Here is a 10,053-nt window from a genome sequence, read left to right on the forward strand (position 1 = left end):
CGGCCGGGGGCGGCTTCATCGGGGAGCGGGCATTCCGGGAGCGGGCGCAGGACGTACGTGGAGGCGATGTCGAAGTCCGACAGGCGCGGGGAGCCCGGCGGCACCGCCTTCGCCGAGACCAGGCGGACGCCCGCCGGAAGGTGGGGCGGCAGGGCCGACGGCAGCCCGGAGGCGACGACCGGGAGGAAGAACTCCGCCTCGAGGAACTCGCACTCGCTGTCCGTTCCCACCGCGAGCGCCGGGGAGAGGGAGAGGCGGGGGGCGGGATTGAATCCCTGGCTGTACGCGACCGGCAGCCCCGCGCGGCGGAAGGTCCGCCCCCAGAGCGACTGGATCTCCAGGCCGCTCAGGTATTTCGCCGGCCCTTCCTTGGCGTAGACGATGCGCACGACGTGCCGCTGCGGCGGGGCCTTCGCGTGCGGCGGGAGGGCATCCTCCACGCGGCCGGCGGCGGGAGCCGCCCCCATCCGCCCGGCGAAGGTGATGTTCGCCAGCCCCGGCGGGCACGCCCCGCAGGCGGAGCAGCCCGCGGCGCGGCAGTCGGGCGTCGCCTCGCCGGCGCGCGCCTTGTCCCGCTCGGCCTTCAGGAACTCCCGCGAGATGCCGGGGTCCACGACGTCCCAGGGGAGCGGCCCGGCGGGGTCGCGTTCCGCCAGGTACTCGAGCGGGTCGATGCCGCCTTCCGAAAACGCGCGGCTCCACGCCTCGGGGCGGAACGACTCCGTCCACGCATCGAACCGCGCCCCGTTGCGGTACGCGGAAAGGATCGCCTCCGGCAGCCGCCCGTCCCCCCGGGCGAAGACCCCTTCCAGCTCCGAGACCTCCGGGGAGTTGTGCTTCACCTCGACGTTGCGGTCCCTGCCGAGCGCGTCGCGCAGCATCCGGATCCGCTCCCACATCTCCTCCCGCCCGGCCTGCCGCTCCCACTGGAAGGGGGTGTGCGGCTTGGGGACGAAGGGGGAGACGCTCACGGTTACGGAGCAGCGCTTCCCGTGCCTCCGCGCGACCGCGCCGACCCGCTTCGCCAAGGCGGCGACGGCGCGCACGTCCTCGGCCGTCTCGCCGGGGAGCCCCACCATGAAATAGAGCTTGAGCGTCTGCCAGCCGTTGCCGAAGATCCACTCCGCCGTCCGGAGGACGTCGTCGTCGGCGATGTCCTTGTTGATCGCGCGGCGCAGCCGCTCCGTGCCGGCCTCCGGCGCCAGCGTGAAGCCGGACTTGCGCACCTTCCGGAGCTGCTCGACCGTGTTCTCCTTCAGCGCGTCCAGCCGCAGCGACGGCAGGGAAAGGGAGACGTGGTCCGGCGCCAGCGCCTCCATCGCCTCTGTGACGAGCCGGTCGATGCAGCTGTAGTCCGCCGCGGACAGGGACAGAAGCCCCACCTCGTCGTAGCCGGTCCGGGGCGCCTCCTCCTGGAGGTAGCGGAGCACGACCAGAGGATCGCGCTCCCGCACCGGGCGGTAGGCGTAGCCCGCCTGGCAGAAGCGGCAGCCGCGCGTGCAGCCGCGGGAGATCTCCACGGCCAGGCGGTCGTGGATCACCCGCATCGAAGGGAGGATGGGCGCGGGGAGCAGGGGGGAGAGGGCGAGGTCGGGGAGGACGCGCCGGGAGACCGAGGAGGAGATCCCGGGGACGTACACGCCGGGGATCCGGGCGAGCGCATCCAGCAGCGCGGCGCGGGAGCTCCCGCGCTCCTTGCGCTCCTGCACGGCGGAAACGATCTCCAGCGCCGCCACCTCGCCGTCCCCCACGAGGAGGGCATCGAAGAACGGCGCGACGGGGGCGGGATTCAGCGTGCAGACGCCTCCCGCGACGACCAGCGGCTGCTCCTCCCCGCGCTCCTTCGACCGCAGCGGGATTCCCGCGAGGTCGAGCATCATGAGGACGTTCGTGTAGGTGAGCTCGTAGCACAGGGAGAAGCCGATCATGTCGAAGGAGCCGGCCGGGCGCCCGGACTCGAGCGAAGGGAGCGGCATCCCGGAGGCGCGCAGATGCTCCTCGTAGTCGCCCCAGGGGGCGAAGACGCGCTCGCACCGCGTACCGGGCCGGGCGTTCAGGATCGTGTGAAGGAGGAGCAGCCCGAGGTGGGACATCCCGATCTCGTAGGCGTCCGGGAACGCGAGGAGGACGCGGGCGCGGGCCTCTTCCCAGGGGAGGAGGGGCGCCCGGATCTCGCTTCCGCTGTAGCGGGAAGGCTTCCTGATCGACGGGGGGATCGCGGTCATGGCTTTAAAAAATCCCATTATATTGATGAAAACGCAACGGTTTCACGCTACATTATCCCATTAGAACCGGGCCCGACGGGGAGGGCAGGGGGGAAGTTGCGCCTTTTCGGCACCATGGGGGCGGAGGCCTCGTTCCGGGAGGAGGATTTCTTCGGCCGCGACGAGGAGCTTTCCGCCCTGACGCGGGCGGCGGTGGAGGGCGGGCGCTCCGTCGGCTCCTCCTTCATGATCTACGGCCCCCCCAACATCGGGAAAACGCAGCTTCTTCTCAAGCTGAAGGACTTCCTCCGCGCCGGCGCCGGCGAGGCCGGAGGCCCGAGGCCGTTCCCCTTCTACTTTTCCTTCAGCCAGATCCTGTCCCATCCGCTGGCGCTCTCCCAGCATTTCCTGCAGGAGTTCCTCGGGCAGCTCCTGCTGTTCTACGGCGACGAGCACCCGCCCGCGTTCGATCCCGAGGCGATGTGCGAGCGGCTCGCGACCTACGGGTACACCGGCGGCAGGGCAACCCTTTCCGCGCACGCGCGGTACACCGCTGCGGGGGACGGCCTCTCCGCCCTGGTGAACGCCGTCTCCCTTCCCTTTTCCGGTCCCGGGGGCTCCTTCCATCCCGTCTTCCTGTTCGACGACTTCCAGTATACGGGCAAACTGCAGGGCGTTCCCGAAGGGACCATGCTTTCCATCCTGCGGCCGTACATCAAGAGCGGGCGCTTCCCGATGTTCCTCTCCGGCTCCTCGCCCGGCCGGGTGACCGCCTCGCTGAAGCGGGAAGGGCTGTTCGGCGCGTTCCAGATGATGGAGATCGGGGGCTTGAGGCCGGAGGCGTCGCTGCGCCTGTGGGAGCGCCTCTGCGAGCGGCGGCGTGTGGAGATCGCGGCGCCGCTCCTCCCCCGCGCCACGCAGCGGGTCGGCGGGATCCCCTTCTACCAGCGGATGCTGGTGGACGACATCTTCTTCCGGAACGTCCGGGTGGCGGACTCGATCGCCCTCGAGAACGCCTACGCCTTCTCCGTGACGGAAGGGAAGCTCAACGGCTACTGGCGGGAGTTCTTCGAGAACGTATTCCCCGACCGGGCGCGGCGCGGCCGGGCGATCCGGTTTTTAAAGCGCGTCCTGTACGACCGGTTCCCGCTCGACACCGTCGAGGGGGCGCTGTCGCTGATGGGGTCGTCGGCGGAAGAGGGGGAGGCGATCCTCTCCACGCTCGAGTTCAAGGGGCTGCTGAAGGCCGACCTGGAGCATCTCTCCTTCGTCGAGGACCCGGTGCTGACCGACTTCCTGTACTGGGCGTTCGAGCGCGGCCTGTGCGGGAAGGGGGTGTCGCAGGTGGCGTCGGCCATCGTGCAGTCCCGGCTCTCCCTCCCCGTGGGGGATTTCGGGCACGGGGAGGCGCACACCCGCCGCGTCGACGCGGTGAAGGAGCTGATGCGCAAGTGGGACCTGCGGGAAGTGCCGCGGCTGCTGTTCGAGTTCGGGGCGTTCCGCGAGAAGTTCGGCCGGAAGGGGCTGCTCGAGGTCGTCATCGGGATGGAGGGAGAGACGGCGCGGATCCGCCTCCCGAAGATCTCCTCCGTGTCGACGGGGTACCGGACCCAGCGGGGAGGGCCGCGCTTCGACTTCGACCTGGTGGCCTACGGCTTCCTGGAGGGGGAGTTCTCCGAGGAGAACCTGGTCGTCTGGGCGGTCGACGTCGTCCCGGAAAGGAACCTGGCCGCCCGCGCGGTGGAGCATTTCGAGAACCGGTGCCGGCTGCTCGCGATCGAGAAGGGGCTCCGGGACGACCGTTTCCGGAAATGGATGCTCCTCAACGAGACGGCCGACCCCGCGGCGGTCGACCTGGCGGCGCAGTACGGCATCCATCTCTCCCACCCGACGCAGCTCCGGCTGTTCTTCAACCTCTTCGGCCTCGAGGAGCTGGGGAGGGCGCCGGAGGACGAGCGGGCCCCCGCGATCTCCTCCGTGCGCGCCGAAAGGCCGGTGGAGTACGAGCTGGTCCTCCCCATGAAGGCCGACTCGGAGGTCGTCGCGGCCCGGGTCGCCGAGGCGGTGGCGGCGTTCGCCTCCGTCGACTCGGACACCGTGGACCGCATCAAGATGGCGATCATCGAGGCGTGCATCAACGCGTTCGAGCACAGCGGCTCCGCCACGGGGAAGGTCCGGCTGCGGTACCTCCTGTCCCCGGGCAAGATCGAGCTGTACGTCCAGGACGACGGCAGGGGCTTCCAGGGCGGGAAGGCCGGGGGCGAGTCGAAGAAGAACCGGGGGTGGGGGCTGAAGCTGATCCGGGAGCTGGTGGACGAGGTGGAAATCGACACCGGCCTGGACGGCACGGTCGTCCGCATGGTGAAGTACCTGGAGAAGGAACCGGAGGGATGATGGCGGCGAACAGGCGGATCGACACGAAGGAGCGCGGGGACACCCTCGTGGTGTACGTGGGCGGCTACCTCAACAGCTCGCTGGGCGAGGAGGTGGAGAAGGTCGTCGGCTCCCGGTTCGACGGGGGGGCGCGGCGGCTCCTGCTGAACTTCGGCCAGACGAGCATGGTGAACAGCATCGGCATCTCCTTCATCATCGGCATCGTCGAGAAGGTGATGGAGGAGCGGGGCCGCCTGGCGTTCTGCGAGGTGAACAACATCAACCGGGAGCTCTTCCAGGTGACCGGCCTGGCGAAGCACGTCGAGTCGTTCGACACGGAGCAGGAGGCGCTGGCGTTCCTCTCCCGCGTCTCGGAGGACACGCTCAGGGAAGCGTAGAGAGAATCGCCCTCAGCGCGGCGACGCTCCGGGAGAAATGCTCCCTGCGGTGGGGCTCCACCGTCAGGATGGGCCTCGCTCCCGCGTCGATCGCCGCCAGCAGCACCCCCCGGAAATTGATCGTCCCTTCCCCCACCGGCAGGTGATCGTCCCGCGTCCCGCGGTTGTCGTGGACGTGCATCAGCCCGGTCGCCTCGCCGAAGGCCTCCGCCCACCGGTGCACCGGCAGGGGGGAGAAGAGCGCCGCGTGGCCGGGATCGAGGCAGAGGGAAAGGCGGGGGGAGCCGACCGTCTCCCGCAGGCGGAGCAGGTGGTCGGGGAGCTCGTCGAAGACGTTCTCCACGAACAGCCGCGTGCCCGCCTTCTCGGCCGCCTCCGCAAGCTCCCCGAAGGTGCGCCGGGCGGACGCGAGCCAATCCTCCGGGCGGAAGTCGAACAGCCAGCCGGAATACCCGCCGTGCATCACGACTCCCTCGGGGCGGAAGAGGGGGGCCAGGGCGATCGCCTGGCCGAGCCGGCGGACGGCGTGCCGGCGCGCCTCTTCGTCCTGGGCGCCGGGCCAGACGTCGCGGAACGGGGCGTGGACGGAAAGGGAAGCGAACCCCGCCGCCGCGACCGCCTCGGCCGCGCGTTCGGCCTCGGCCGGAGTCAGGGCGTCGAGGTCGGCGGCGGAGAAGTAGATCTCCGGTCCTACGCCGCTTTCCCGGAGGACGCGGATCGTCTCCTCCTCGCGCAGGAGCGGGAAGGGAACGGTGGAGTGGACGGACCAGGGCATCTCCGGAAAATACCCCATCCCGGGATTCCGGGCAAGCGCGGGGAGCGGGACGGGGGATATATCTTGACTTTGTTTTTTTGTATACGGTATGCGTTAGTGTATCCTCTTCGGAATGGGGTGCGTACGTTGCAGAAGCTGAGGGTTCGGATCGACAGCCACCTGACCTTGCGCGAGCGGATCGTCTCCTCGATCCGGAGCGCCATCGTCAACGGGCAGCTTCGCCCGGGGGCGCGCATCGCCGAGCCGGAGCTCGCGGAGAAGTTCGGGATCAGCCGCACCCCCATCCGGGAGGCGTTCCGGCAGCTCGAGACGGAGGGGTTCATCTCCGTCATCCCCCGGAAAGGGGCGATCGTCGCCTCGTTCTCCGCGCAGGACGTCTCGAACTTCTACGACCTGAAGATGATCTTGGAGGGATACGCCGCCAGGAAGGCGACGATGACGCTCACCGAGAGCGAGATCGACCGGATGGAGACGCTCAACCGCCAGATGGAGACGGCCTCGGGGAAGAAGGACCTGCGCCGGATGCTCGAGCTGCACAACGAGTTCCACGACATCTTCCTGCGCGCCTGCGGGAACGAGCGGCTGCACCAGATCGTCCAGGGCATGGTGGCGCAGTTCCAGCGGTACCGGCTGATCCTCGCGATGCCGGGGAGGATCGAGGGGTCGATCGACAAGCACTCGGAGATCGTCGACGCGTTCCGCCGGCGCGACCCGGCGCTGGCCGAGAAGCTGGTGCAGCAGAACGCGCTCTACGGGAAGAAGATCCTGCTGAAGGAGCTGGCGAAGGGCTGAAAAACATATGCTGGATTCGAGCGTCCTCGTCCTCAACCGGGCCTATTTCCCGGTCCACGTCACCAGCGTGCGCCGCGCCTTCTGCCTTCTTTACGCGGGGCTGGCCAAGGCGATCAACGAGCAGTTCGAGACGTTCGACTTCCCCTCCTGGAGCGCCCTGGCCGCCGCCTCGGGCGACGAGACCGTCGGCGTCGTCGGGCGCGCGCTGAAGGTCCCCCGCGTGGTGGTCCTCGTCGCCTACGACCGCGTCCCGCGGCGCAACGTCCGGTTCAGCCGCCGCAACGTCTTCGTCCGCGACCGCAGCACGTGCCAGTACTGCGGCCGCGCCTTCCCCAGCAGCGAGCTCAACCTCGACCACGTCGTCCCCCGGTCCCGGGGAGGGAAGACGATCTGGGAGAACATCGTCTGCAGCTGTCTTCCCTGCAACAAGCGGAAGGGGGGGGACACCCCAGACCGGGCGGGGATGCGGCTGATCTCGATCCCCAGGCCTCCCCGGTGGTCCCCCGAGTACGCCTTCTCCCTGCGGAGGCCCATCCACAAGGAGTGGATGCCGTTCCTCAACGTCGTCGACTTCACCTACTGGAACCTCGAGCTGCGGGATTGAGCGTCTCCCTCCTGTTCGTCGTCGGACGTCCCGTGGGCCACTCCCTGAGCCCGGCGATGCACAACGGGGTCATCGCCCGTCTGGGGCTGCCGCTCTGCTACGTCCCCGTGGAGCTGCCGAAGGGGCGCCTGCGGGGGTTCCTGCGCATCGTCCGGGAGGCGAACTTCCTGGGGGGGAACGTCACCATCCCGTTCAAGGAGGAGGCGGCGGCGCTGGCCGACACCCGCTCGGAGGCGGTCGCGGTCTGCGGCGCGGCGAACACGCTCGTCGTCCGCGGGGGGAAGCTGCACGCGGAGAACACCGACGGGGAAGGGTTCCTCGACGCGCTGGCGGGGCAGGGGTGGGGGAGGCGGCACGGAAACGTCGTCCTGCTGGGGGCGGGGGGCGCCGCCCGGGGGGTCGCCTTCGCCCTCGGGAAGGCCGGGACGCGGCGGATCGCCCTCCTCAACCGGGACCCGGGCCGCGCGGAGGAGATCGCCCGCGCCTTTTCCCCACGGTTTCCGTCGGTGGCCTTTTCCGCTGGGGAGCTCTCCCCGGAAACGATGGAAAAGGCGTTCCGGGACGCCGACCTCATCGTCCAGTGCACCCCGCTGGGGCTGGTGGGGGATTGGGAGGGATTTCCGCAAAAAGCCGTAAAGAAATCTGCCCGTTTTGCCGATCTGGTCTACCGGCATGGAGGGACCCGGCTCGTCCGGCAGCTGCGGGCCCGGGGCGTCCCGTCGATCGACGGCCTTCCCATGCTGGCGCACCAGGCCGCGAGGAGCTTCGCCCTCTGGACGGGAAGGGAAATCCCCGGACGCGTGTTCCTCGCCTTGGCGAAAAAGGCGGCGGGAAAATAATATGATAGACACGTTCGGATCGTCGCCCGGAGGGAGGTGAGCGAAAGCGCATGTCCACAGTGGCCAACAAGATCGGGGAGATGCTCCTCAAGGGAAACCTGCTCACCGCCGACCAGCTCCGCAACGCCCTCGAGACCCAGGACAAGACCCGGGAGCGCATCGGGACGATCCTGGTGAAATCGGGGTTCATCAAGGAGGAGGAGCTCCTCGCCTTCCTCGGCCGCCAGTTCAGCCTGCCGGTCGTCGACCTTTCCAAATACGAGATCAACCCGGACGTCGTCCGGCTGCTTCCCGAAGACATGGTGCAGAAGCACCTCGCCCTCCCCATCAACCGGGTGGGCGCGAAGCTGATCGTGGCGGTTTCCGACCCCTCCAGCATGGCGATCGTGGACGGGATCGGGTTCAAGACCGGCTACGCCGTCGAACTGGTCCTGGCCTCCGAGCGGGACATCACGACGGCGATCAACAAGTTCTTCGACCGCTCGATGGAGATGAAGGACATCATCTCCGAGCTGGACGAGGACCTCGAGGTCATCCGGGAGGAGACGGTCGAGACGGCCGACCTCGAGAAGGCGGTGGACGACGCCCCGGTCGTGAAGCTGGCGAACTACCTGCTCACCGAGGCCATCAAGCGCCGCGCGTCGGACATCCACATCGAGCCCTACGAGAAGGAGTTCCGGGTCCGGTACCGCGTCGACGGCGTCCTCTACGAGGTGATGCGCCCGCCGCTGCGGCTGCGCAACGCGCTCTCGTCGCGCCTGAAGATCATGTCCTCCCTCGACATCGCCGAGCGGCGCCTCCCGCAGGACGGCCGCATCAAGATGAAGATCGGCAAAGGGCGGGAGATGGACTTCCGCGTTTCCGTCCTGCCGACGATCTACGGGGAGAAGATCGTCCTCCGGCTGCTCGACAAGTCGAGCCTCCAGCTCGACATGACGAAGCTGGGCTTCGAGCCCGGGCAGCTCGCGGACTTCATGGACGCGATCCACCGCCCCTACGGGATGATCCTGGTCACGGGCCCCACGGGGTCCGGGAAGACCACCACCCTCTACTCGGCGCTGTCCGACCTGAACAAGACCTCGGACAACATCTCCACGGCCGAGGACCCGGTCGAGTACAACTTCGCGGGGATCAACCAGGTGCAGATGAAGGAGGAGATCGGGCTGACCTTCTCGTCCGCCCTGCGCTCCTTCCTCCGGCAGGACCCCGACATCATCATGGTGGGCGAGATCCGCGACTACGAGACGGCGGAGATCGCGGTGAAGGCGTCGCTCACCGGCCACCTGGTCCTCTCCACGCTGCACACCAACGACGCTCCCAGCACCGTCACCCGGCTGCTCAACATGGGCGTCGAGCCGTTCCTCGTCTCCTCGTCGCTGAACCTGATCGTCGCCCAGCGGCTCGCCCGCAGGGTCTGCGAGAAGTGCAAACAGGAGATCAAGCTTCCCCCCAAGGGGCTGGCCGACGCCGGGATGAAGCCGGAGCGGATCAAGACGGCCCGGCCGGCGAAGGGGAAGGGGTGCGAGGACTGCAACGGCACGGGATTCCGGGGCCGGGTGGCGCTGTACGAAGTGATGCCGATCAAGGAGGAAATCAAGGACCTGGTCCTGCGCGGCGGCTCGGCGATCGACATCAAGCGCGAGGCCGTCCGGCTGGGGATGAAGACGCTGCGCCAGTCGGGGCTTTCGAAAGTGGAAGAGGGCATAACGACCCTCGAGGAAGTGCTGCGCGTGACCGCGCCGGATTGATCCGGGGCGAAAGGGAGGATAGCGCCGAATGGTGACGATGCAGGAGCTGCTCAGCCAGATGTACGAGAAGGGGGCGTCCGACCTCCACGTAACCACGGGGGTCGCGCCGACGATCCGCGTGGACGGAAGCCTGGTGCCGCTCCCGTACGAGCCGCTGATGCCGCAGGACACCAAGCGCCTCTGCTACAGCATCCTGACCGAGTCGCAGAAGCAGCGTTTCGAGGAGGACTGGGAGCTCGACCTGTCGTTCGGCGTCAAGGGGCTGAGCCGCTTCCGGGCGAACATCTACATGCAGCGCGGCGCCTGCGCGGGGGCGTTCC

9 protein-coding genes are annotated in these 10,053 nt (G+C 68.6%); 7 read left to right on the top strand and 2 right to left on the bottom strand.

Annotated elements, in window-relative coordinates:
* The coding region (locus tag AB1346_12615; GenBank protein MEW6721286.1) for a TIGR03936 family radical SAM-associated protein at positions 1-2,225 on the bottom strand (2,225 nt) is incomplete at its 3' end.
* A 96-nt stretch (positions 2,226-2,321) separates the two neighbouring features.
* Between AB1346_12615 and AB1346_12620 the strand changes: the two genes are divergently transcribed.
* On the top strand, positions 2,322-4,598 hold the full coding sequence (locus AB1346_12620; protein ID MEW6721287.1) for an ATP-binding protein: 2,277 nt from the start codon (positions 2,322-2,324) through the stop codon (positions 4,596-4,598).
* On the top strand, positions 4,598-4,975 hold the full coding sequence (locus AB1346_12625; GenBank protein MEW6721288.1) for an STAS domain-containing protein: 378 nt from the start codon (positions 4,598-4,600) through the stop codon (positions 4,973-4,975). The genes AB1346_12620 and AB1346_12625 overlap by 1 nt, the downstream gene beginning before the upstream one ends.
* On the opposite strand, the gene AB1346_12630 is transcribed toward AB1346_12625, so the two are convergent.
* Positions 4,962-5,768: a sugar phosphate isomerase/epimerase family protein gene (locus AB1346_12630; protein MEW6721289.1), complete on the bottom strand. Its 807-nt coding sequence runs from the start codon at positions 5,766-5,768 to the stop codon at positions 4,962-4,964. The two genes, AB1346_12625 and AB1346_12630, sit on opposite strands and share 14 nt — an antisense overlap.
* 108 nt (positions 5,769-5,876) lie before the next feature.
* Between AB1346_12630 and AB1346_12635 the strand changes: the two genes are divergently transcribed.
* The 5 genes from AB1346_12635 to AB1346_12655 form a co-directional block, all read left to right on the top strand.
* Entirely contained in the window at positions 5,877-6,542 is a 666-nt protein-coding gene (locus AB1346_12635; GenBank protein MEW6721290.1) for a GntR family transcriptional regulator, read from the top strand.
* A 7-nt stretch (positions 6,543-6,549) separates the two neighbouring features.
* The gene (locus AB1346_12640) at positions 6,550-7,146 is read left to right on the top strand and encodes an HNH endonuclease (GenBank protein ID MEW6721291.1); all 597 of its coding nucleotides are present in this window, start codon (positions 6,550-6,552) and stop codon (positions 7,144-7,146) included.
* Positions 7,143-7,985, top strand: a complete 843-nt coding sequence (gene aroE / locus AB1346_12645; GenBank protein ID MEW6721292.1) for a shikimate dehydrogenase — start codon at positions 7,143-7,145, stop codon at positions 7,983-7,985. Before AB1346_12640 ends, aroE begins: the two co-directional genes overlap by 4 nt.
* A gap of 50 nt (positions 7,986-8,035) precedes the next feature.
* Positions 8,036-9,733 (top strand): type IV-A pilus assembly ATPase PilB, encoded by a 1,698-nt coding sequence (gene pilB, locus AB1346_12650; protein MEW6721293.1) that lies wholly within the window; start codon positions 8,036-8,038, stop codon positions 9,731-9,733.
* Positions 9,734-9,761: 28 nt separating this feature from the next.
* Positions 9,762-10,053, top strand: a 292-nt coding sequence (locus AB1346_12655; GenBank protein MEW6721294.1) for a type IV pili twitching motility protein PilT, incomplete at its 3' end; no start/stop codon positions are given.

The sequence above is a fragment of the Thermodesulfobacteriota bacterium genome, assembly GCA_040758155.1.
GTDB lineage: Bacteria > Desulfobacterota > Deferrimicrobia > Deferrimicrobiales > Deferrimicrobiaceae > UBA2219.